This window comes from Microbacterium sp. LBN7 (assembly GCF_045690345.1).
GTDB lineage: Bacteria > Actinomycetota > Actinomycetes > Actinomycetales > Microbacteriaceae > Microbacterium.
Map to the genome: position 1 here is coordinate 1605972 of NZ_CP147856.1, position 21086 is coordinate 1627057.

21 protein-coding genes are annotated in these 21086 nt (G+C 69.8%); 5 read left to right on the plus strand and 16 right to left on the minus strand.

Annotated features, from left to right (window positions below; translation table 11 throughout):
- Positions 1 to 2 precede the first annotated feature (2 nt).
- Positions 3 to 710: a ThuA domain-containing protein gene (locus LBN7_RS07615; protein ID WP_407361423.1), complete on the plus strand. Its 708-nt coding sequence runs from the start codon at positions 3 to 5 to the stop codon at positions 708 to 710.
- 68 nt (positions 711 to 778) lie between these two features.
- Positions 779 to 1045, plus strand: coding sequence for a hypothetical protein (locus LBN7_RS07620; protein ID WP_407361424.1), 267 nt, complete (start codon positions 779 to 781; stop codon positions 1043 to 1045).
- Positions 1046 to 1054: 9 nt separating this feature from the next.
- Here LBN7_RS07620 and LBN7_RS07625 read toward each other — a convergent pair whose 3' ends face one another.
- Together LBN7_RS07625 and LBN7_RS07630 are read right to left on the minus strand one after the other, a co-directional pair.
- Positions 1055 to 1432, minus strand: coding sequence for a type II toxin-antitoxin system PemK/MazF family toxin (locus LBN7_RS07625; protein ID WP_407361425.1), 378 nt, complete (start codon positions 1430 to 1432; stop codon positions 1055 to 1057).
- Complete coding sequence (locus LBN7_RS07630; RefSeq protein ID WP_116636022.1) at positions 1429 to 1650, minus strand: ribbon-helix-helix domain-containing protein; 222 nt, start codon at positions 1648 to 1650, stop codon at positions 1429 to 1431. Before LBN7_RS07630 ends, LBN7_RS07625 begins: the two co-directional genes overlap by 4 nt.
- Positions 1651 to 1812: 162 nt before the next feature.
- Between LBN7_RS07630 and LBN7_RS07635 the strand changes: the two genes are divergently transcribed.
- Positions 1813 to 4410 carry an ATP-binding protein gene (locus LBN7_RS07635; RefSeq protein ID WP_407361426.1) on the plus strand — a complete coding sequence of 866 codons (2598 nt, stop codon included), beginning with the start codon at positions 1813 to 1815 and terminating at the stop codon, positions 4408 to 4410.
- Positions 4407 to 5078, plus strand: coding sequence for a response regulator (locus LBN7_RS07640; protein WP_341946604.1), 672 nt, complete (start codon positions 4407 to 4409; stop codon positions 5076 to 5078). Before LBN7_RS07635 ends, LBN7_RS07640 begins: the two co-directional genes overlap by 4 nt.
- Here LBN7_RS07640 and LBN7_RS07645 read toward each other — a convergent pair.
- Positions 5060 to 5863 carry a TspO/MBR family protein gene (locus LBN7_RS07645; protein ID WP_341946605.1) on the minus strand — a complete coding sequence of 268 codons (804 nt, stop codon included), beginning with the start codon at positions 5861 to 5863 and terminating at the stop codon, positions 5060 to 5062. The genes LBN7_RS07640 and LBN7_RS07645 overlap by 19 nt on opposite strands.
- Before the next feature lie 105 nt (positions 5864 to 5968).
- On the minus strand, positions 5969 to 6538 hold the full coding sequence (locus tag LBN7_RS07650) for a TetR/AcrR family transcriptional regulator (protein WP_341946606.1): 570 nt from the start codon (positions 6536 to 6538) through the stop codon (positions 5969 to 5971).
- A 96-nt stretch (positions 6539 to 6634) separates the two neighbouring features.
- On the opposite strand from LBN7_RS07650, the gene LBN7_RS07655 reads away from it, so the two are divergent.
- The gene (locus tag LBN7_RS07655; RefSeq protein ID WP_407361427.1) at positions 6635 to 7477 is read left to right on the plus strand and encodes an alpha/beta fold hydrolase; all 843 of its coding nucleotides are present in this window, start codon (positions 6635 to 6637) and stop codon (positions 7475 to 7477) included.
- Positions 7478 to 7626: 149 nt separating this feature from the next.
- Here LBN7_RS07655 and LBN7_RS07660 read toward each other — a convergent pair whose 3' ends face one another.
- The 12 genes from LBN7_RS07660 to LBN7_RS07715 all read right to left on the minus strand — a co-directional run bounded on the left by LBN7_RS07660 (position 7627) and on the right by LBN7_RS07715 (position 21006).
- Complete coding sequence (locus tag LBN7_RS07660; protein ID WP_341946608.1) at positions 7627 to 8586, minus strand: siderophore-interacting protein; 960 nt, start codon at positions 8584 to 8586, stop codon at positions 7627 to 7629.
- The gene (locus tag LBN7_RS07665; RefSeq protein ID WP_116636029.1) at positions 8576 to 9376 is read right to left on the minus strand and encodes an ABC transporter ATP-binding protein; all 801 of its coding nucleotides are present in this window, start codon (positions 9374 to 9376) and stop codon (positions 8576 to 8578) included. Before LBN7_RS07665 ends, LBN7_RS07660 begins: the two co-directional genes overlap by 11 nt.
- The gene (locus tag LBN7_RS07670; protein ID WP_116636030.1) at positions 9373 to 10446 is read right to left on the minus strand and encodes an iron chelate uptake ABC transporter family permease subunit; all 1074 of its coding nucleotides are present in this window, start codon (positions 10444 to 10446) and stop codon (positions 9373 to 9375) included. The genes LBN7_RS07665 and LBN7_RS07670 overlap by 4 nt, the downstream gene beginning before the upstream one ends.
- A complete protein-coding gene (locus tag LBN7_RS07675; protein WP_116636031.1) occupies positions 10443 to 11486 on the minus strand; it encodes an iron ABC transporter permease in 1044 nt (347 codons plus the stop codon). The genes LBN7_RS07670 and LBN7_RS07675 overlap by 4 nt, the downstream gene beginning before the upstream one ends.
- A gap of 32 nt (positions 11487 to 11518) precedes the next feature.
- The gene (locus LBN7_RS07680) at positions 11519 to 12544 is read right to left on the minus strand and encodes an iron-siderophore ABC transporter substrate-binding protein (protein WP_407361428.1); all 1026 of its coding nucleotides are present in this window, start codon (positions 12542 to 12544) and stop codon (positions 11519 to 11521) included.
- A gap of 186 nt (positions 12545 to 12730) precedes the next feature.
- Positions 12731 to 12934 (minus strand): cold-shock protein, encoded by a 204-nt coding sequence (locus tag LBN7_RS07685; protein WP_017831237.1) that lies wholly within the window; start codon positions 12932 to 12934, stop codon positions 12731 to 12733.
- A gap of 74 nt (positions 12935 to 13008) precedes the next feature.
- Positions 13009 to 15888 (minus strand): AAA family ATPase, encoded by a 2880-nt coding sequence (locus tag LBN7_RS07690; RefSeq protein ID WP_407361429.1) that lies wholly within the window; start codon positions 15886 to 15888, stop codon positions 13009 to 13011.
- Positions 15889 to 15971: 83 nt separating this feature from the next.
- Positions 15972 to 16268, minus strand: a complete 297-nt coding sequence (locus tag LBN7_RS07695) for a hypothetical protein (protein ID WP_341946611.1) — start codon at positions 16266 to 16268, stop codon at positions 15972 to 15974.
- A 163-nt stretch (positions 16269 to 16431) separates the two neighbouring features.
- A complete protein-coding gene (locus tag LBN7_RS07700) occupies positions 16432 to 16887 on the minus strand; it encodes an SRPBCC family protein (protein WP_116636035.1) in 456 nt (151 codons plus the stop codon).
- An 89-nt stretch (positions 16888 to 16976) separates the two neighbouring features.
- Positions 16977 to 18524 (minus strand): hydantoinase/oxoprolinase family protein, encoded by a 1548-nt coding sequence (locus tag LBN7_RS07705; RefSeq protein WP_341946612.1) that lies wholly within the window; start codon positions 18522 to 18524, stop codon positions 16977 to 16979.
- A complete protein-coding gene (locus tag LBN7_RS07710; protein WP_407361430.1) occupies positions 18524 to 19660 on the minus strand; it encodes a DUF917 domain-containing protein in 1137 nt (378 codons plus the stop codon). Before LBN7_RS07710 ends, LBN7_RS07705 begins: the two co-directional genes overlap by 1 nt.
- A complete protein-coding gene (locus LBN7_RS07715; protein ID WP_407361431.1) occupies positions 19657 to 21006 on the minus strand; it encodes a cytosine permease in 1350 nt (449 codons plus the stop codon). The genes LBN7_RS07710 and LBN7_RS07715 overlap by 4 nt, the downstream gene beginning before the upstream one ends.
- Positions 21007 to 21086: the final 80 nt, after the last annotated feature.

Here is a 21086-nt window from a genome sequence, read left to right on the forward strand (position 1 = left end):
GCATGACCTCACGCAGAGCCTTGATCGTGCGCGGCGGCTGGGCCGGGCATCAGCCGGTGGAGACGACGGATGTGTTCCTCCCGTTCCTCGAGGGCAGCGGCTACGACATCAGGATCGAGGAGTCGAGCGAGATCTATGCGGATGCCGCCGCCATGGCGGAGATCGACCTGATCGTGCAGTCGGTGACCATGTCGGAGATCTCCGGCGCCGCTGTGAGGGGTCTGCGCGATGCCGTTCTCGCCGGAACCGGATTCGCGGGTTGGCACGGCGGCATCGTCGATTCGTACCGTGCCAACTCGGACTACCTGCAGCTGGTCGGCGGGCAGTTCGTGAAGCACCCGGCGAAGGCGCAGGATCAGATCCTCGGCGACGGCGCCGACAGCTTCCTGCCGCACACGATCGACATCACCGATCTCGGCCGCGATCACGAGATCACGCGCGGCATCGACGACTTCGCACTCACCACCGAGCAGTACTGGGTGCTGCACGACGACCTCAACGACGTGCTGGCCACGACGACGCATCCCGCCCGACCCGATCAGCCCTGGCACCGGCCGGTCACCTCACCGGCGATCTGGACGCGGCTCTGGGGCGCTGGCCGCGTCTTCGTCGCCACCCCCGGCCACGATCCGGAGGTGCTCCGCGACGCCAACGTGCGCACGGTCGTGGAACGCGGCCTGCTGTGGGCGAGCCGCGGGGAATCGGCGTAGCGGCGACCGATCCCGGCCCCTTTCCGAGTACCCGTGAACCTTTCTCCCGGGATCGGGCAATAGCTTGTATGACCATTCATGATTCGCACGCCGTCGACCCGGCATCCGTCCTGTTCCCCCGGACCGTCGAGGTCGACCTCAGCTGGCTCTTCGCCGACCTGCAGGAAAGCCTGCGCGACCCCGACCCGTCTCCGGCGACGCGTGCGGACGGGGGCGGAGATGCGGTGACGGATGCCGCGCGCTCGCGCCTCTCGACCTCGCATCACTCGGCGATGAGGAGGGCGATCGACTTCGTCATCCGCCGCGTCGACAGGACGGCGACGCGGTCGGCGTGATCGCTCCCGTCAGAGGGAGAGGTGCAGCCGGAGCGCCTCGTCGATCGCGCCCATGATCTCGGCGGGGACCCACCCGACCGGGCGGACGATCCTCGCTGTCGAGATGGTGCGGACCTGTTCGCTCTGCGCCTTGGAGTCTCGCTCCAGACCGGTCGCCGCCGCAGGAAGAAGCACATGAAAGGGAAGCACCTTCGCCGTGTTCGACGTCAGCGGCACGACCGTCACCGTCGCATGGGGTCGGCGAACGGCGACCGCGTTGGCCGTGTTGTTGCTCACCACCACCGCCGGACGCGTCTTGTTCGCCTCAGGACCAGTCGCAGGGTCGAACGACACGAGGACGATCTGACCTCGCCGGAGAGAGGGAACCGCGGATTCGGATCCGGTCACGCCGAGGCCAGCCCGTCATCGGCGACGGTGTCCCACTCCTCGTCGTAGCCCTCGCCGAACGCCTGCGCATAGGCATCCGCGAGTCGGCTCTCACGCAGCAGGCGCACCGCGTCCTGCACGGCCGCAGAGCGCGAGGCGTAGCGGCCGCTCAGTTGCTCCGTGTCGAGGAAGGCGATGTCGCTCTCGCTCAGGCTCAGACTCACCTTCGCGTTGCTCATGCGAGCATGCTACCAAGGTAGCAAGGGTTGTGCTACCCGCCGACGCGAGCTGCGATTCCGGTCGCGGTTCCGCATCGATCCGGGCGGACGATCGCTGCGAATGTGCGACCGGAGCGGGTGTTCGGCTCATAGGATTCAAAAGGCGGGATGACGGGAGGGCGCATGAGCGGAGAGCAGGCCCTTCGACAAGCTCAGGGACCCACGAGGGAGCAGAGACCACGAGGTCGCCTCCGCGTGCTCCTCGGCGCCGCGCCTGGTGTGGGGAAGACGTTCGAGATGCTCGCCGAAGGGCGGCGCCTGCACGAGGAGGGCCACGACGTCGTCATCGCCCTCGTCGAGACGCACGAGCGCGCCGCGACGATCGCGCAGGCCGTCGGCCTCGAAGAGGTCGCCCGTCGCGTCGACCAGCATCGCGGCGTCCCGCTGACCGAGCTCGACCTCGACGCGGTCCTGGCCCGCGCCCCCGAGATCGCCCTCGTCGACGAGCTCGCGCACACGAACAGCCCCGGCTCGCAGCATCCGAAGCGCTGGCAGGACGTCGAGAGCCTCCTCGCCGCCGGCATCGACGTGATCACGACCGTGAACGTGCAGCACATCGAGTCGCTGAACGCCGTGGTCGAGAAGATCACGGGCATCGCCCAGCAGGAGACGATCCCGGATGCCGTGGTGCGCGCAGCCGACGAGATCGAGGTCGTCGACCTCGCACCGCAGTCGCTGCGGGACCGGCTCTCCGCGGGTCTCGTCTACCCGGCCGAGCGCATCGACGCCGCCCTGTCGAACTACTTCCGCCTCGGCAACCTCACCGCGCTCCGCGAGCTCGCTCTCCTGTGGCTCGCCGACGAGGTCGACAGCGCGCTGCGCACCTACCGCGCCGAGCAGGGCATCGAGGGCACCTGGCAGGCGCGCGAGCGCGTCGTCGTCGCGCTCACCGGCGGGCCGGAGGGCGAGACCCTGCTGCGCCGCGGCGCGAGGATCGCCGCGCGGTCCGCCGGCGGAGAGCTGCTGGCCGTGCACGTATCCGCCCAGGACGGGCTCCGCGACGAGACGCCCGGCGCCCTCGCCGCCCAGCGCACCCTCGTCGAGTCGCTCGGCGGCAGCTACCACCAGGTCGTCGGCGACGACATCCCCGCGACCCTCGTCGAGTTCGCACAGGGCGCCGATGCCACGCAGCTCGTCATCGGCGTCAGCCGCCGTGGACGCCTCACCGCGGCACTGACCGGACCGGGCATCGGCTCCGAGGTGATCCGGCGCTCCGGCGACATCGACGTGCACATCGTCACGCACGCGGCCGCCGGAGGGCGACTCGCGCTCCCCCGCATCACCGGCGGAGCACTCGGCTGGCGGCGGCAGGTGCTCGGGTTCGCGGTCGCCCTGCTGTTCGGCCCGCTGCTCTCCTGGGTGATGTTCACGTTCCGCTCCCCCGAGTCCATCACGGCCGAGGTGCTCGCCTATCAGCTGCTGGTCGTGGTGGTCGCCCTGATCGGCGGCATCCGTCCTGCGGTCTTCGCGGCGGTGCTCTCGGGCATCACGCTCGACTTCCTCTTCGTCGCGCCCCTGTTCACGATCACGGTCGCGCATCCGCTGCACGCGCTCGCTCTCTCGCTCTACGTCGTCATCGCGATCCTCGTCAGCATCATCGTCGACCAGGCCGCCCGTCGCGCTCGCACAGCGCAGCGCGCCGCAGCCGAGGCCGAGCTGCTCGCCGCCGTCGCGGGCAACGTCCTCCGCGGCGACAACGCCGTGCTGGCCCTCGTGAGCCGCACCCGAGAGGCCTTCGGGCTCAGCGGCGTGCGACTGCTCTCACCCGACGGCGAGGTGCTCGCGAGCGACGGCGAGCCCGTGGCCGACGGCCGCGCCACGACGATCCCGGTCGGCATCGGCGCCGACGGAGCTGCCCGTGCCGTGCTCGAGCTGAACGGGGAGCCGCTCGCCGGCCCCGAACGCCGCCTGCTCGATGCGATCGTCGCGCAGCTGTCGGCGGCGATCGAGCACACCGATCTGCGCGCGACCGCCCTCGAAGCCGAGGCGCTGGCCGAGACCGATCAGGTGCGCAGCGCCCTGCTCTCGGCGGTCAGCCACGACATCCGCCGTCCGCTGGCATCGGCGGTCGCCGCGATCGGAGGGTTGCGCGGTGCCCAGGAGCTGTCGGCATCCGATCGCGCCGAGCTGCTCGCCACCGCCGACGAGAGTCTCGCGACGCTGTCGACCCTCGTCACCGATCTGCTCGACGTGAGCCGCGTGCAGGCGGGGGTCCTGGCGGTCTCGGCGACACGGCTGGACGCGACGGCTCCGATCCTCGCCGCGGTCGACGAGCTCGGTCTCGGTCCCGCCGACGTCGACCTGGCCCTCGATCCGGCGCTGCCCGCGCTGCAGGCCGACCCGGTGCTGCTGCAGCGGGTGCTCGTGAACGTGCTCGCCAACGCGCACCGTCACGCGCCCGAAGGCAGCCGGGTACTCGTGTCGACCAGCGCACTCGGCGACCGCGCCGAGATCCGCGTGATCGATCGCGGCGCCGGCGTCGCCCCCGAGAGACGCGACCGCATCTTCCAGCCCTTCCAGCGGTTCGGCGACACCGACAACACCACGGGACTCGGTCTGGGACTCGCCCTGTCGCGCGGATTCACCGAGGGCATGGGCGGTACTCTGACACCCGAGGACACGCCGGGTGGCGGCCTCACGATGGTCATCTCCCTGCCGCTGGTCGCAGGGTCCACCGACCTTCGACAGGCTCAGGACCCGCGAGAGACAGAGGCACAGTGAAGCTCCTCATCGCCGACGACGACCCGCAGATGGTGCGGGCTCTACGGATCACCCTCGCGGCCCACGGCTACGAGGTCGTCGTCGCAGCGGACGGAGCGGCAGCGATCGCGGCCGCGGCGCAGACGCATCCCGACCTCATCATGCTCGACCTCGGGATGCCGCAGCTCGACGGCATCGAGGTGATCCAGGCCCTGCGCGGCTGGACGAACGTGCCGATCATCGTGGTGTCGGGCCGCACCGGCTCCGCCGACAAGGTCGAGGCGCTGGATGCCGGAGCCGACGACTTCGTCACCAAGCCGTTCCAGGTGGACGAGCTACTGGCACGGCTGCGGGCGCTCTCCCGCCGATCCGCTCCCGCCGGGGGCGAGTCGGTGGTGATGTTCGCCGACGTCGTCGTGGATCTCTCGACGAAGACCGTCACACGGGCCGGCGCCCGCGTGCACCTGACCCCGACCGAGTGGCGGATGCTGGAGCATCTGTCGCGGCATCCGGGCGCTCTCGTCACGCGTCAGGACCTGCTGAAGGAGATCTGGGGCAGCGAGCAGGTGTCGGATTCCGGATACCTGCGGCTCTACATGTCGCAGCTGCGCAAGAAGCTCGAACACGAGCCGGGCGCGCCCGTGCACCTGCTCACCGAGTCGGGGATGGGCTACCGGCTCGTGCTCTGAGCGACCGCCCGGCGGCGACGGAGCGAAGCGACGACGCCGGCCAGGACCAACAGCACGGTCACGATGATCGCCGTGACCGCGGTCGTGGTGCTCTCCGGCTCACCCGTCAGGCGCCCGACGGCCAGCCAGGCGAGACCCCACGCGGTCGCGAGTGCCGGGGCGATACGGCCGGTGAACCAGGCGGATGCCGCGCCGATCACGAGCACGACGACCAGCACGGCGACGGCCCAGACCTCGGCCTGATCCGCCCAGCCCTCGGGGGCGATCTGCGTGAGCCACGCGGCGATGTTGGCGACGGTCGCGATCGTCACCCAGCCGAAATGGAGGCCGTTCGCGCCGTCGGTGAGGATGCGGTCGGCGAGATTCTTCGCCGGGAAACGCCCCAGCAGCACGATCACCCGTGCGATCGTCGCCAGCAGCAGCACGATGACGATCCAGGTGAGGACGAGCGTGAGGAACTGGGCCGTCACGAGCCACAGCCCGTTCAGCACCATCGTCGCCGCGACCCATCCGCCGACGGCGCGCTGGCGCTCGTCCGCGCGCTGCGCCGGGAGTGCCTGCCACACCGTGTACGCGATCAGTCCGAGGTAGATCAGGGACCAGATCGAGAAGGCGGGGCCGGCAGGGGCGAGGTACGACCCCTGCGCTGAGAGCGCGCCGTCCTGCAGCTCGTCCACCGAGGTTCCGCCGAAGGCACCGGATCCCACGGCGGCGGCGATCAGCATGAAGGATGCCGAGGCGATGATCACGGTCTGGCGGATGATGTCCTGCGTCCGGGATTCCATGGCTGCGACACTAGCCTCCCTCTGCGCGGCCGGCAGGAGGATTGACAACCGGCATCCAACTCGCTAACCAGGTAAGACACACACGAGGTTCGCGACCGGTGCCCGTCAGACGGTCGTCGCGACGGCCGCGTCGATCAACACCTCGGCGGCACTGCGCGCCTGCACCGCGACCTGCGGGTCGGCCGAGATCGCGGCGGTGCTCTGGGCGCCCTCGGCGAGGATGGACAGCTGCGCCGCCAGGAGCGGAGAGGCCCCGGTTCCAGCGACCAGTCCGGCCATGTACTGCTGGAACTCGGCCTTGTGCGAGCGGACGATCTCGGCGACCTCGGGGTTGGTGCCGCCGAGCTCACCGAACGCGTTGATGAAGGCGCAGCCCCGGAAGTCGTCGGTGCAGAACCAGTCCTCGAGGTAGCCGTAGACGGCGAGGAGACGGGAGCGAGGCTCGTCACCGGCATCCGTCACCGCGGCCGTCAGGCCGGACTCCCACTGCGCATGCTTGCGCGCCAGGACGGCGGCGACGATGTCGTTCTTGGCGGGGAACAGTCCATACAGCCGACGCAGCGACACGCCGGCGGCAGCGCGCAGCTCGTCCATGCCCACAGCCGCGTATCCCTTGCGGTAGTAGAGCTCGTCGGCCGCCGCAAGGATCTGTTCACGCACCGTTTCCTCGGTCATGATCTCAGTGTACTTGACATGAGAACGAACGTTCTCTATGTTGGACACATCGAGCGAGAACGACCGTTCTCACCGGAACCGAAAAGGATCAGCATCATGGGTTACATCACCGTCGGAAACGAGAACAGCACCCCGATCGAGCTGTACTACGAAGACCAGGGAGCCGGCCAGCCCGTCGTCCTGATCCACGGCTACCCGCTCGACGGCCACAGCTGGGAGCGCCAGACCCGCGAGCTCCTCGCCCAGGGCTACCGCGTCATCACCTACGACCGCCGCGGCTTCGGTCAGTCGTCCAAGGTGAACGCCGGCTACGACTACGACACCTTCGCCGCCGACCTCAACACCGTGCTCGAAACCCTCGATCTGCGCGACGTCGTGCTGGTCGGATTCTCGATGGGCACCGGAGAGCTCGCCCGCTACGTCGCGACGTACGGCCACGACCGGGTCGCCAAGCTCGCCTTCCTCGCCTCGCTCGAGCCCTTCCTCGTGCAGCGCGACGACAACCCCGAGGGTGTTCCGCAGGAGGTCTTCGACGGCATCGAGGCAGCCGCCAAGGGCGACCGCTTCGCCTGGTTCACCGACTTCTACAAGAACTTCTACAACCTCGACGAGAACCTCGGCTCGCGCATCAGCGAGCAGGCCGTCACCGGCAGCTGGAACGTCGCCGTCGGCAGCGCGCCCGTCGCGGCCTACGCGGTCGTCTCCTCCTGGATCGAGGACTTCCGCGGCGACGTGGAAGCCGTCCGCGCGGCCGCCAAGCCCACGCTGATCCTGCACGGCACGAAGGACAACATCCTCCCGATCGACGCGACCGCCCGCCGCTTCCACCAGGCGGTGCCGGATGCCGACTACGTCGAGGTCGAGGGCGCCCCGCATGGCCTGCTCTGGACGCACGCCGACGAGGTCAACGCCGCGCTGAAGGACTTCCTCGCGAAGTAGCATCCGCCCGCGTTCGGTCGAGCGCTGTACGCCTCACCAGGTCTTGTGCGCCTGCCAAGGTCGGAATCCTCGGATCCCGCCTTGTCAGGCGCACTTGTCCGTGCCACGCGCACGCACGACGGACGCGCAGATGCGACCGTGGCGGTCGCTCAGCCGCGCATCGCGACGCCGCGGCGCCAGTAGCCCATGAAGGCGACCTGCGAGCGGTCGATGCCGAGGTCCTTCACCAGGTGGCGACGAAGAGTCGTGACGACGCCGCTCTCTCCCGCGATCCAGAAGTACCGCTCCGCCGGAGCATCCGCCACCGTGATGTCCTCGCCGAGACCCGAGTAGTCCGGCGTCTCCCAGAGCAGCTCCTCGGTGTCGATGTCCTTCACGCGGATCTCCTCGGCGGCATCCGCGTCACCCAGGTAGCCGAGCACGGCGGGGATGAGCGTCAGTCCGTGCAGCTCACCGGCATCGCGCGGAAGCCAGTGCACCTCGACGTCCGACGGCGCGTCGATCGCCAGGATGTCGGCCGGCGTCGGCACCTCGATGAAGGCGACGCCGCGCAGATCGCGCGGAGCGTCCTCGAGGATGCGGGCGATGGCCGGGGCCGCCGTCTCGTCGCCGACGAGCACGACGGAGCGGGCGCTGCCCGGTTCGTACTCGGCGCCGCCGTGCGCATCGGCATCCACACCGCGGCGCGGCCCGACCAGGAACAGCTCCTGCCCGACGGCGGCCCGGCTCGCCCACAGCGAGGCGGGGCCGGTCAGCCCCGGCTCCAGATGCAGCACGAAGTCCACGACGACCTCGGTGCCGGCCTCGGTCACCCGCAGCTCGCGCACGGAGTAGGTGCGCATCGAACCGCGCTCCTCCTCCGGAACGGCGAGGTACGAGCCCCACCAGTCGTGCGAGGACCGATCGATCGGAGGCAGGATGCCGGATGCCGGCGGGAAGACGAGCTTGATGCGGGAGTCGAAGACCTCGCCCGGCGTGCCGAACTCGGACAGCTCGTCGCCCCCGAACGTCACCCGGACGAAGGAGGGCGAGACGCGATCGACCGCGCGCACCTCGGCGCGGGTGAGGATGTAGGTGGGGCGGTCGGTGATGGTCGTCTCAGCGGACATGATGCCTCCCGATAGGTGTGACCATCGGCTTTCCGGAAACCGGGTCGGTCGTGATCTGGTTGGCGAGGCCGAAGACCTCTTCCACGATGTCGGCGGTGATGACCTCGTGCGGGGCGCCGGTGGCATGCACCCGCCCGGCCTTCATCGCGACGAGCTCGTCGGCGTACCGCGCGGCCATGTTGAGGTCGTGCAGCACCATGACGATCGTCGTGCCGCGCGAGACGCTCAGGTCGGTGAGCAGGTCGAGCACCTCGATCTGGTGCGCCACGTCGAGGAACGTCGTCGGCTCGTCGAGCAGCAGGATGTCGGTCTCCTGCGCGAGCGCCATCGCGATCCACACACGCTGGCGCTGTCCGCCCGAGAGCTCGTCGACGCTGCGGTCGGCGAGGTCGGAGACCCCGGTCGCCTCGAGCGCATCCGCCACGACCTCGTAGTCGTGGGCGCTCCACCGGGCGAGTGCCTTCTGATGCGGGTGGCGTCCCCGTCCGACGAGGTCGGCGACGGCGATGCCCTCCGGCGCGATCGGCGACTGCGGCAGCAGACCGAGGATGCGCGCGACCTCTTTGGTGGGACGCGCGTGCACCGAGGTTCCGTCGAGCACGATCTGCCCCGCCGTGGGAGAGAGCAGACGCGCGAGCGAACGCAGCAGCGTCGACTTGCCGCATCCGTTCGCTCCGACGATGGTCGTGATCTTGCCGGGCGCGATCTGCAGGTCGAGGCCGTCGATGATGGTGCGATCGCCGTAGGCGAGGGTCACCCCCTCCGCCGACAGAGTGTGCGAGACGGTCATAGCGAACCCCCGGAGCGGTTGGTGCGGATGAGGAGATAGATCAGGTACGGAGCGCCCAGCACGCCGGTGACGACGCCCACCGGGTAACGCGTGCCGAGCGCGAACTGCGCGATGAGGTCGCCGCCGAGCACGAGCACCGCGCCGACGAACGCGCTCGGCAGGAGGAGATTCGCGCCGGGGCCGGTGAGGCGTGCGGCGATCGGACCGGCCATGAACGACACGAAGGCGATCGGACCGGTCGCCGCGGTCGCGAAGGCGAGCAGGGCGACGGCGCTGAGGATGAACAGCAGCCGCGTGGAGTTCACGCGCACCCCGAGGCCCGCCGCCGAGTCGTCTCCCAGCTGCATCGCCCCGAGCGCGCGTCCCTGCAGCAGCAGGAAGGGCACGATCAGCGCCGAGGCGATCGCGATCGGCAGGACGCGCTCCCAGGAGGCGTTGTTCAGGCTGCCGGTGAGCCACTGCATCGCGACCTGGATGTCCCAGTTCGGTGCACGCGACAGCAGATACGAGATGACGCTCTGCAGCATCAGCGCCACGCCGATCCCGATCAGGATGAGGCGCGTGCCGGCGAAGCCGCCCTTGATCGACAGCAGGTAGATCGTGAGAGCGGTGACGAGGGCGCCGCCGAGCGCGAGCAGCGAGACCACGGGGCCGCCTGCCGAGAGGACGATGATGCCGAAGACCGCGGCTGCGCTGGCGCCGTTCGAGATGCCGATGATGTCGGGGGACGCCAGCGGGTTGCGCAGCAGCGTCTGGAAGGCGACTCCCGCGATGCCGAAGCCGATCCCGGTGAGGACCGCCAGGATCGCGCGGGGCAGACGCAGGTCGCCCACCGTGAACGATGCGCCGGGGACGGTCTCGCCGAGGATCACGCGGATCACTTCGTCGGGCGTGTAGAAAGTGTTGCCGACCATGAGCGCCGTGGCGAACAGCGCGAAGAGCACGGCGCCGAGCACGATCGTCGCCGTCGCATGGCGGCGGTGACGGGCTCGACGGCCCGCCACCACACGCGCGGTGCGGTGCGCAGCCGACTCGTCGGAGCGGTGCAGGGTGTGCTCGGTCGTGCTCACAGCTCACGCACCTTCTGACGACGGACGATCCAGATGAAGAACGGGGCTCCGATGATCGCCGTGATGATGCCGACCTGGATCTCCTCGGATGACGGCGCGATCACCCGGCCGACGATGTCGCTCGCGGTCAGCAGCGCGGCTCCCGCGAGGGCCGAGAACGGCAGCAGCCAGCGGTGGTCGGTGCCGATCAGCATCCGGCAGATGTGCGGGACGACGAGCCCGACGAAGCCGATCGGTCCGGCGATCGCGGTGGCGGCACCCGCGAGGATGACGGCCCCCAGAGCCGACATCAGCCGGGTGCGGAAGACGTGCTCACCGAGTCCCTTGGCCATGTCGTCGCCGAGAGCGAGCGAGTTCATCCCACGCGAGCAGAGGAGGCAGATGAGCGCACCGACCGCGAGGACCGGCGCGGTGAGCGCGATGCGCGGCCACTCCGCACCGCCGACGCCGCCGATCTGCCAGGACTGGAAGGTCTGCAGCAGGTCGACGCGCGGGAGCATCACGGCGCTGATGAGGGAGGCGAACGCGGCCGAGGTGGCAGCCCCGGCGAGCGCGAGCTTGAGAGGGGTGGCGCCGCCGCGGCCGAGCGAGCCGACGGTGTAGACGAAGACCGCCGCGACCGCCGCGCCGACGATGGCGAAGCCCATCTGCCCGAACGGGTTACTGAGGCCGAAGAAGGCGATCCCCACCACGACCGCGAGCGAGGCGCCGTTCGAGACGCCGAGGATGCCGGGATCGGCCACGGGGTTGCGCGTCACGGCCTGCATGGTCGCCCCCGAGAGGGCGAGGGCCGCCCCCACGAGGAGCGCGAGCACCGTGCGCGGGATGCGCTTGACGATCGCGGCCTGCTCGATGGTGTCGGTCCGGCCACCGAGGGCCGCGACGATGTCGTCGAACGTCACGGCGCGCACACCGAAGGAGATCGACAGGATGCTGAGGACGAGCAGGAGTCCGACCCCGGCGAGAAGCCAGAGGGTGCGCACCGGCGCCGGACGCCGCAGATCTGCGGCGTCCGGCGCGATGGCTGTTGCTGAGGTCACTGAAAACTCACTCCGCGGATGCGGACGTGGGATTACGGGGCCAGCGGAGCCGCCAGCAGGGCGAGGTAGTCGCCGAGACCCCACGGGATCGACAGCGGGGACGGGTTGGCGGATGCCGCGATCGGCGAGGAGTCGGGGAGCACCGCGATGCGTCCTTCGGCGATGGCGGGGATCTTCGACAGCAGCGGGTCGGCCTGCAGCAGCGGGATGATCGAATCGTCGCCATAGGTGATGAAGAGGTCGACGTCGTCGAACTTCGCGGCCTCTTCCGAGCTGACCGTGAGGTAGAACTGATCGCTGTCGGCGTTGTCCTCGACGATCGAGGGGAACGGCAGGCCGAGCTCGTGGATGTAGCCCGGGCGCGTGTCGATCGCGGTGTAGTAGCCGACCTGGCTGAGGTCGGTCGGGTCGATGTATGAGAACAGGACCTTCTTGTCCAACAGCGCGCTGTTCGCCTCGAGCGCGGCATCCGCGTCGGCGTGCAGGTCTTCGATCAGCGCCTCGCCCTCGGCCTCGAGGCCGAGTGCCTTCGCGTTCATCTCGATCATCTCGTCGACCGGCGTGCCCCAGGCGACCTCGGGGTAGGCGATGACGGGAGCGATCTTGGAGAGGGTGTCGTACTCCTCCTGGGTGAGTCCGGAGTACGAGGCGAGGATCACGTCGGGAGCGGTGTCGGCCACGGCCTCGTAGTCGATGCCGTCGGTCTCGTCGAAGAGCACGGGCTCCTCACCGCCGAGCTCGTCGAGCTTCTCCTCGACCCAGGGGAGGATGCCGTTGTCGTCATCGTCGCCCCAGGCGGCCTTGCTCATGCCGACGGGCACGATGCCGAGGGCGAGGGGCACCTCGTGGTTGGCCCAGGCGACCGTCGCGACGCGCTCGGGCTTCTCCTCGATGGTGGTCTCGCCGTAGACGTGCTCCACCGTGACGGGGAACGCATCGTCGGATGCCGGGTTGCCGCCGGCGGAGGCGGTCGACTCCGGGGCGTTGGACGAGCACGCGGCGAGGCCGACGGCGAGTGCGGCCGCGGCGCCGATGGCGAGGAGACGGGAGGTGCGCACAGGCGTTCCCTTCGGGTTCGGGATGAGGGGGTCCGGCGCGGGATCCGCGCCGAGGCTTTGGTAAGCCTGGCCTAATCTAACAGAAAGTTAGGCAAGCCTCAGTCCCGAGGCCGACGTTCGAAGCCGGCGCACGAAAAACCGGCCGGGCCCCGAAGGACCCGACCGGTTCAGGAAGTCAGCGCGCGCTCAGAGAGCGCGGATGTTCGCCGCCTGCATGCCCTTGGGGCCACGCTCAGCGTCGAATTCGACCTTCTGGTTCTCGCGGAGCTCCTTGAAACCGGAGCCGGCGATAGCCGAGTAGTGGGCGAAAAGGTCGTCCGAGCCGTCATCGGGAGCGATGAAGCCGAAGCCCTTTTCCGCGTTGAACCATTTCACAGTGCCAGTGGCCATGTGTTTCTACTTTCTGTTGACTTAGCCGTTCTCACGGCCTACGCCGAGTCGGAACATCCGACACGCGCGCTTGCTCAAGGTACCACGGCTGGCTGACGCGCAGCAGTGAACCTCGGATTCTGTTGGATCAGGGCCGCTTCCGTGCGCGTGCTCACGCCGAGTTTGCGCAGCACCGCCGACACGTGGACGCTCACGGTCTTGACGCTGATGAACAGCCGCTCGCCGATCTGACGGTTGCTCAGCCCCTCGGCGATCAGCTCGAGCACCTGGCGTTCCCGGGCGGTGAGGAGGTCGGCATCCATCGCGGAGGGAGAGGTGCTGAGCCCCGCAGCGTCGGCGAAGGTCGCGACGGACCGCTGCAGCTGCACGTGCCCGAGGCGATCGGCGATGTCGGCGGCCTCGGCGAGCACCCGTGCGGCCCCGGTGCGGTCTCCCTCGCTCACGCGAAGGCGAGCGAGCTCGAGCCGCGCCGCGGCACGGAAGACGACCGGCACGTCGTCGCCGTCGGCGAGCGCGACCGCCGCGGCGAGCGCCTCGCCCGTGGGCTCCAGGAATGCGTGCAGGATGTCGGACCAGACCGAGACCCGCAGCTCCGAGGTCTGGGCGGCCCACGCCGCGCGGATCGTCTCGACCGCGGCTCCGACGTCTTCGCCGGCGGCACGCAGCTCGGCGATGATCCACCCGGACTGGAGCAGGATCCGACGCTGGTGGAGCAGTGCCGGCCCCTCGTCGGCCAGCATCGCGAGGATCACGTCGAGAGCACCGTCCAGGTCTCCGGCGCTCTCGGCCACGGAGACCTGCATCACGGTGATGTCGTACCAGATCTGCCGTTCGACGGTGCCCGTCTCGCGGAAGGCCGGCAGGGATTCGATGAGCAGCTCGGCGGCTTCCTCGTGTCGTCCGCGCCACGACAGCACACGCACTCGCGTCATCGTGGTGTACATGCGGAACACGCGCAGCGTGCTCTGCGCGAGCTCGCGGGCGAGCATCTCCTCGACGCGCTCGATCTCACCGAGCTCCAGCAGCGGCACAGCCATGTTCTGCGTCATCACCGAGCCGGAGGTGCGTTCGACCCCGTAGGTGCGCGAGCGGGCCAGCCCTTCCTCGGCCAGCTGCACGGCCTCACGGTAGCGACCGAGCAGCGTGAGCAGGTCGGAGTAGTTCACCCGGTACTTCAGTTCGGCGGTCGATCCGCGGCCGAGGGTCCTGGCGAGCTCGTACTCTCGGGAGCCCTCCTCGATGCGGCCCTGGTGCGACAGCGACGCTCCCCGGACGTTCGCGGCGATCGACGCCTCGTCGTCCGACTCCGCACGTCGGGCGATCTCACCGGCCTCGACACCGAGCCGGAAGCTCAGATCGAGGTGACCGGCGATCATGTGCCGACTCGCGAGCGTGTTCAGTATCGTCGCGCGAAGGCGGTCGTCGTCGGCACGGTCGCCGAGCACGGCCAGCGACTCCTGCAGCAGCGGGATCGCCCCTGGACGGCCCAGATTCATCGTGTAGTACGCCTTGTCGCGCAGCAGACGCGCGTGCAGGCGCTGGTCGACGGTCATCGGGTCGAGCTCGCCCAGCGCCAGGTTCACGACCGAGAGCGCACGCTCGCCGTCCCCCGCGTTGCGGAGGATCGAGCCGAGCATCAGCAGGAGCTCGAGGCGCTCGATGCCCGCGGAATCCGGAGCATCCGCCACCTGAGGCCACAGCTCCAGGACCAGTTCACCGAAGCGGGCGGCGCTCGCGAAGGCGTACCGGGCCTTCGCATGGCGCATCGCGTGCGCAGCAGCGATGAGCGCGCGACGGTCGTCCTGCGCGAGCTGCCAGTGATACGCCAGGGCCGCGGCGTCGCCGCTGTCGGTGCCCGCACACGCGGCCTCGAGCGTCTCGGCATAGGCGCGGTGCAGCCGGGCCCGCTCGCCCGGGAGCAGATCGTCGTGCACGGCCTCGCGCAGCAGCGCGTGCCGGAACCGGTAGTCGTCGTCGACGACCACGAGGATGCCGCTGCGCGTGGCCTCGCGCAGGGCGTCTTCCAGCCGCAGCTCGGGCAGATCGGCGAGGCGGACGACCAGCGGATGCGACAGGGGCCGCTCGGCGCCGGAGACGACCTGCACGACGTGCCGTGCGTCGTCACCCAGGCGGTCGAACCGCGCGAGCAGCAGATCGCGGAGACTGTCGGGCAGCGACCCCTTCGCGCATCCGGCGATCTCCTCGATGAAGAAGGGCACCCCTTCCGCGCGCTCCTGCATGCGCTCGAGGGCGGTCTCGCTGATCGCATGCCCGGTGATCTGCTCGGCGAGCAGGCGCGTGGCGTCTTCGTCGAGCCGGGTCAGGGGCAGCCGCTCGAGCAGGCGCGAACGCGTGGCCTCGCCGATGAAGCGGCTCACGGCATCGCCGCGGCGCACGTCGTCGGTGCGGCAGGTGATCAGCAGCAGGATGCGCCCGCGGCTCAAGGCGCGCAGGAGGAAGGAGAGGATGGCGAGCGTGGACTCGTCGGCCCAGTGCAGGTCTTCCACGACGAGCACCTGCGGAGCGGCTTCCGCGGCCGCTTCGATGAGCGAGGCGATCGCGTCGCGAAGGCGCTCCGGACTCGTGCGCTCGCGATCGGTCGGACCCGACGCGAGCTCGGGGAGCAGCATGCCGAGTGCCTCGACGCCCACGCCGACCGCGTCGCGGACGCGCTCGACTCCCATGCGGGTCACTATCGAACGGAGGATGCCGGTGAGCGGGCCGTACGGCGTGCGAGAGGCGCCGAGGTCGAGGCACCAGCCGACGTGCACATCGGCGGTGCGGTCGATCTCGACCCCGAACTCGCGGAGCAGCCGTGACTTGCCGATGCCGGCCTCGCCCTCGACCAGGAGGGCGGCGGGGACGCCGTCGCGCGCGATGTCGAACAGACGGCGCACCTCGGCCAGGTCGGCGTCGCGGCCGACCATCACGACGCTCGGAGCGGACGAGGGCATGGGAACATCGTGCCACTCCCCGGGGACATCCGGGGTCGCGTCCGCTCCCGGCAGAGACGGTGCGCTGACGTCCACCGGAACGGTCACCGCGCTGTCGCGGTCGCCGTCTCGCATCCGACGCGGACGCAGTCCTCGACGGCGCGGGCCTTCGGGGCGCGGGCGCTCCCCGATCGGACGCTCGTGGCCGGCTGCGCCGCGCGCGGCGCCGCATCGGTCCGCCCGGCGACGATCCGGTGCAGCATCCGACGGATCGCGCCCGCCGGACGCGGCACGATCTGGTCGGCGTGCTCCTGCAGGAAGAGACGCCGCTCGGCGGCGCGTACGACCTGCTCCTGCTCGAAGGTGGTGACCTGGTGGCTGAGATACGGGTGCTCGAACATGATTTCTCCTCGGCGGTTCGCTGTATCCCTACACTCCGCTCTGAGGTGCACCGGCCGGATCGGGCGGATGCCCTATCTTTCGGATGCCGATGCCTAGGTGCGCGCACAGAAGAGGCCCGGATGCAGCAGGAAGCTGCAGCCGGGCCTCGATACCGCCGGGCGGTCAGGCCTCGACGTCACCGCGCCAGGCGCCGGTCTCGGCGCCTCGGCCCTCGATGAACTCCTTGAAGTTCTTCAGGTCCTTCTTCACCGCGTGCGAGCCCGCTCCCACCAGGGAGCCGAGCTTCTCGAGAAGCCCCTCGGGCTCCCAGTCGATCTGCACGGTCACGCGCGTGGACGTCTCGGTGAGCTTGTGGAACGTCACCGCTCCCGCGTGCTCGGTCTCGCCGCCGGTGCTGGTCCAGGCGACGCGCTCGTCGGGGTGCTGCTCCGTGATCTCGGCGTCGAACTCGCGCTCGATTCCGCCGACCTTCACCTTCCAGTGGGTGTGGGTGTCGCCGGTCTGCGTGATCGACTCGACCTCGTCGAGGAACTTCGGGAAGCTCTCGAACTGGGTCCACTGGTTGTATGCGACGTCGACGGGAACGTCGACGTCGATGGTCTCGATGATCTGCACCATGTGATGCTCCTCACTGCTCGTCTCTCGTGTCCTGCCATTCAGCAGCACACGAGAAGGAAGGGCGATGGGGTTGACACTGCGGTGAGCGATCAGGCTGCCAGCCGCCCCACCGCTCGCGCGCGGATGAGCACCGCGGTCCCGTCGGAGTAGGCGACCGGAAGCTCCTCGACCGCCACCACCTCGATCGTCGCGGGGTCGGCACCGGCGAGCCTCGCCCGCTCGGTCGCCTCGGCGGCGGCATCCGCTCGCGAGGCACGACGGTCCGAAGGGTCGGCGCGGTAGATCTTCTCGATCTGGCCCGCGACCTCGCCCAGCGCGGCACCGACCGCGTTCGCCGCGCCGAAGTGATCCGGGCGGATCAGGGTCGAGACCCCCTCGAGCTCGGCGGGCGCGATGATGCCTCCACCGCCGACGAGGATCACCGGCACCGGGGCCGCGTTCGGCTTCATGCGGTCGATCGAGTCCTCGAGGATCGCGCGCATCGCCGCCCAGGCCACCGAGCCGAGACCTGCCTCGACGTCCGGAGCGGTCAGCCCCTCGATCTCCGCGCCGCCGACGGCGAGCGCGATGTCGGTCGCGGTGAGAGTGGAGCCGCCGAAGGCGAGCCCCTCCTCCGGGAGACGGTAGCCGACGCTGTCGGGGCCGACCGTGACGCTGTTGCCGTCCGTGCGGACGATCGTGCCGCCGCCGAGTCCGACCGAGAGCACATCCGGCATCCGGAAGTTCGTGCGGATGCCGCCGATCTCCACCGCGTGAGCCGACTGACGAGGGAAGCCGTCGACGAGCACTCCGATGTCGGTCGTGGTGCCGCCGATGTCGACGACGAGCGCGTCCGTCGCCCCCGAGAGATGTGCCGCCCCGCGGATGGAATTCGTCGGCCCGCAGCCGATCGTCAGCACCGGGAACTCCAGCGCGTACTCGAGCTGCATGAGCGTGCCGTCGTTCTGGCCGAAGTACGGCGTCGCCGGGATGCCGCGCGCACGCAGCGCCGCCACGAAACCGCCGGCCATCCGGGTGAGCGTCTGCATGAGCGCCGCGTTGAGCACGGTCGCGTTCTCGCGCTCGAGGAGTCCGAGCGAGCCGATGCGCGCCGAACGCGAGACCGGCACTCGCAGTTCCTCCGCGACGATCTCGGCGACGCGCTCCTCCTGGCTCTCGTCGATGGGCGAGAACACTCCGACGACCGCCACGGCGTCGACCTCACCGCGCATGCGAGCGCACGCCTCGCGAACCGCCCGCTCGTCGAGCGGAGCCAGCAGACGGCCGTCGACCTCGAATCCGCCGGGCAGCAGGTACGCGTGGTCGCCGATCGCCTCTCGCAGGTCGGCGGGCCAGCCCTCGAGCGGCGGCACGGCGGTCGTCGCCGGGGCTCCGAGACGCAGGATGCCGACACGACCGAGTCCGCGGCGCTCGACGATGGCGTTGGTGCAGTGCGTGGTGCCGAGCATCGCGTGCGCCACGAGGGCGGGGTCGACGCCGGATGCCGCCAGCACGGCGTCGATCGCATCGGCGACCCCTTCGCCGGTGTCGCGGGTCGTCGGACGCTTGACCGAGGCCACGACGGCGAGGCGGTCGTCGAGGATCACGGCATCCGTGTTTGTTCCGCCGACGTCGATCCCGATCCGGTACCCGACCATCAGGCGGCCTTCCCTTCGGCGTCCCGCCCCTTGCCGGGGCGGGCGATGTCCTCGACCGGGATCCAGTCGACGTCGTATCCGAAGTGCGCAGGCCCTGCGGTGAGGAGCCCCATCGGCGTGCGCCACTTCTCGTGGCACGGGATCGCGATCACCGCGACACGGGCGCCGTAGCGGAGCGACTCGGTGGTGATCGGCATCCCGGTGGCGAGGTCCAGCACCGCGATGAGGTCTGGGGTGACCGCGGCGAGCGCGCCGTCGCGCCGCGCGAGCAGCATCTCGTTCTGGAAGTCGAGACGGAATGCGCTGCCCCGGTCGGCTCCCACGCCGTCGAGCTCGGCGGCGCCGCGGGTGAACCCGCCGTCGACAGCGCGCTGCAGGTCGGCGACCTTGCCCTCGAAGAGGCGCACCGCGTCGAGATCAGCGCACAGGGCGTCGATGCGCTCGTCGTCGCGGAGCTCGTCGCCCCCGGCATCCCGTCCGCGCAGGATGCGGCCGATGCGCTTCGCGAGGGTGAGGGTGCCGGGGATCGCGCACTCCCGCACGACGTCGCCGCCGTAGGCGTAGTCGATCATCGTCGCTCCTCCCCCCATCTCGACCGTCACAGCGCGGGCGATGCGCTCGGACCACGCGCCGTCGACCGGCCGGCTGACGACCTCGTTGCCGTGATGGTCGACCATGACGGTGGCGCCGGGTCCGTATCCCGCGAGATGGAAGGTCACCATCTGCGCCTCGGGGAACGCCCGGCCCATCGCGTCGCCGTCGACGACGGGAAGACCGGCGAGCGCAGCCGTCGCGATGGGGATCATCGAGTTGCCGCCGCCGACCTCGATCGGCATCACCGCGGTGGGGCGGCGGCCGACGGCACGCTCGATCGCGGAGAGCGCTGCGAGCAGTTCCGACTCCGCCTGGATCCGCTCCACGCTCACCGACGGCGCGCCGATGCCGCCGATCGGAATCACGAAGTCGTCGTCGGTGAGGTCGTCGACCGCGCGGAGGGCGACCGGTCCGTGCAGGCGGATCAGGCGCTTCGCCATCAGCGACCCGACGTGCGGGTCTCCCCCGCCTCCGGTGCCGAGCACCGCGGCGCCGAGGGCGATCTCGTCGATGTCCCCTTCGGTGATCTGCGCGCCCGTCATGCGCTCACCCCGCCGTCGAGGCGGGCGGGCTGTTCCTCGCTCGCGACCGGGGCGGATGCTGCGGCATCCGGCTCCACCTTCCGACGCAGCGGGACCAGCGCGAGGTAGACCAGGAAGCCGACGATCATCCCGTCGAGAGCCGGGACCGCCGTCAACGTGAACCAGCCGAAACCCGGGCCGTGGCTCGGATCCGTCGTCGCCACCGCGACGAGGATGCCGACGAGCCACGCTGCGATCGACCAGACGTCGACCGTGGGGACGGCCGCGCCATGTGCCCAGCGAGGCCCCTTGCGGCCGGAGGCGAACGCTGCGACGTAGACACCCCCGAACGGCGCGATGACGATGCCGATCACGAGGATGAATTCGACGAAATAGTCCGCGGCACCGATCACGCCGACGGCTATGCCGATGATGCCGAGTACGACGGTGGCGGTACGGCGGTCGATTCGGGCGCTGATGGCCGCGAACGCGAGACCCGCCGAGTACAGGTTCGTCGTGTTCGTGGTCCACTGGGCGAGGATCAGCACGACCACAGCGACGGCGCCGAGGCCGAGCGCGAAGAAGATCGCCATGAGCTCGGTGCCGTCCATGATCCGCGCGAGCACGACTGAGACGACGATGATGATCGAGTTGCCGAAGAAGAAGCCGACGAACCCGGAGAGCATGGCGTGCTTCGGGGTCTTCGCCCAGCGCGCCATATCGGGGGCGGTGGCCACGCCGAGGATGAAGAGGCTCATCACCAGGGAGATCGCGCCGCCGAAGCTGTACAGGCTCTCGACCGGGGCGTCGAGAGCCGCCGTACCGTTCATGGAGAAGGCGACGACGATGCTCACGAGCAGAAGCAGGAGGAGCAGCGGAACGGCGAGCATGCTGAGCTTGTTGATCGAGCGGTAGCCCCAGAACGCCGTGACCGCCATCAGCACACCGCCGATTCCGGTGAAGATCGGCACGGGGATGTCCATGCCCGTGAACTCGGTGAAGGCAATCTGGGCATTCGTGCCGAAGAAGCCGGCCTGCACCGCGAACCAACCGAGCAGGCTGATCGACATCGCGAAGGCCAGGATGCCGCCTCCCACCTTGCCGAACACGGCGCGCGAGATCATCGCACTCGACAGCCCTGTCACAGCGCCGACGTATGACGTCGCGATCGCGATGAGTCCGAGGAGGAGCGAACCGGCGATCGTCGCCCAGATGGCCGGCCAGAACGCCATGCCGGAAGCGAGCGCGACGCCGAGGAAGGCGCCGGAGAGATCGATGCCGATGGCGATCCAGATGGTCGCGATCGAGAGCCAACCCTTGCGCTGGTCCTGGGGCACGACACCGTGCTCGTAGTCGTCAGTGGTCATTGTCTTTCCTTCGAGAGGGGCTCTGCGCGGCGCCCGGGACTTCGGGTTCCTTCGGGCGACGCGCAGAGCGGATCAGGGTC

Excerpts from the sequence above, each read along its gene's own strand:
- LBN7_RS07695 (WP_341946611.1), bottom strand. The coding sequence starts at position 16,268 with ATGTTCGAGCACCCGTATCTCAGCCACCAGGTCACCACCTTCGAGCAG.
- LBN7_RS07630 (WP_116636022.1), bottom strand. The coding sequence starts at position 1,650 with ATGAGCAACGCGAAGGTGAGTCTGAGCCTGAGCGAGAGCGACATCGCC.
- LBN7_RS07690 (WP_407361429.1), bottom strand. The coding sequence starts at position 15,888 with ATGCCCTCGTCCGCTCCGAGCGTCGTGATGGTCGGCCGCGACGCCGAC.
- LBN7_RS07705 (WP_341946612.1), bottom strand. The coding sequence starts at position 18,524 with ATGGTCGGGTACCGGATCGGGATCGACGTCGGCGGAACAAACACGGAT.
- LBN7_RS07635 (WP_407361426.1), top strand. The coding sequence starts at position 1,813 with ATGAGCGGAGAGCAGGCCCTTCGACAAGCTCAGGGACCCACGAGGGAG.
- LBN7_RS07620 (WP_407361424.1), top strand. The coding sequence starts at position 779 with ATGACCATTCATGATTCGCACGCCGTCGACCCGGCATCCGTCCTGTTC.
- LBN7_RS07700 (WP_116636035.1), bottom strand. The coding sequence starts at position 16,887 with ATGGTGCAGATCATCGAGACCATCGACGTCGACGTTCCCGTCGACGTC.
- LBN7_RS07715 (WP_407361431.1), bottom strand. The coding sequence starts at position 21,006 with ATGACCACTGACGACTACGAGCACGGTGTCGTGCCCCAGGACCAGCGC.
- LBN7_RS07645 (WP_341946605.1), bottom strand. The coding sequence starts at position 5,863 with ATGGAATCCCGGACGCAGGACATCATCCGCCAGACCGTGATCATCGCC.
- LBN7_RS07650 (WP_341946606.1), bottom strand. The coding sequence starts at position 6,538 with ATGACCGAGGAAACGGTGCGTGAACAGATCCTTGCGGCGGCCGACGAG.
- LBN7_RS07665 (WP_116636029.1), bottom strand. The coding sequence starts at position 9,376 with ATGACCGTCTCGCACACTCTGTCGGCGGAGGGGGTGACCCTCGCCTAC.
- LBN7_RS07710 (WP_407361430.1), bottom strand. The coding sequence starts at position 19,660 with ATGACGGGCGCGCAGATCACCGAAGGGGACATCGACGAGATCGCCCTC.
- LBN7_RS07655 (WP_407361427.1), top strand. The coding sequence starts at position 6,635 with ATGGGTTACATCACCGTCGGAAACGAGAACAGCACCCCGATCGAGCTG.
- LBN7_RS07615 (WP_407361423.1), top strand. The coding sequence starts at position 3 with ATGACCTCACGCAGAGCCTTGATCGTGCGCGGCGGCTGGGCCGGGCAT.
- LBN7_RS07685 (WP_017831237.1), bottom strand. The coding sequence starts at position 12,934 with ATGGCCACTGGCACTGTGAAATGGTTCAACGCGGAAAAGGGCTTCGGC.
- LBN7_RS07660 (WP_341946608.1), bottom strand. The coding sequence starts at position 8,586 with ATGTCCGCTGAGACGACCATCACCGACCGCCCCACCTACATCCTCACC.